At 44.1% G+C, this 501-nt stretch carries 1 pseudogene; it reads left to right on the forward strand.

From position 1 onward, the window contains the following. Positions 1-73: 73 nt before the first annotated feature. Positions 74-501 (forward strand): annotated as a pseudogene (locus A2F46_RS13145) (hypothetical protein); the annotation flags it as partial.

Below are 501 nucleotides of genomic sequence, written 5' to 3' on the forward strand. Positions count from 1 at the left end.
CTGAAAATACGAGAAAAACAATATATGGGTTGGTATAATTAACATATAGGGGAAACAAAAGCAAAGGTCACAGATGTTCTATTCAGTGCCTCATTTATTGAGTTACTCATTTGAAGTTTTAGAGCGTTCACCCAGCCACAGTGCTGATTTAAATGGTGAGCCACCATCAACCAATACTGCACTGAATGAGATGGAAGCCAGGGCGCTTGCATCGAGCCTGTTAAGGCGTGCTGGTAGCGTGTTGACTGATGTTGAGTATGCGGCTTGCCGTTGCCGATATGGTTATGACCTATCAGGCATTATTGACTTGACTAGGCATATTACATCATTGCATTCAAACATACCCACGCTGGTTTGCGATGCTCTACTGGCCAATATCTTCCTAGACCGACCAAGAATCACGGTCATACAGGATGAGTATGACCTATGCACGGCAAAAGCATACCGATGGCGTGACATGATTAAAAATGATGTTGCCGACCTATTGGGCAGTGCTGATGT

Origin of the sequence: Snodgrassella sp. CFCC 13594, from assembly GCF_001590725.1 — a bacterium.
In the GTDB taxonomy this organism is placed as follows: domain Bacteria; phylum Pseudomonadota; class Gammaproteobacteria; order Burkholderiales; family Neisseriaceae; genus Snodgrassella.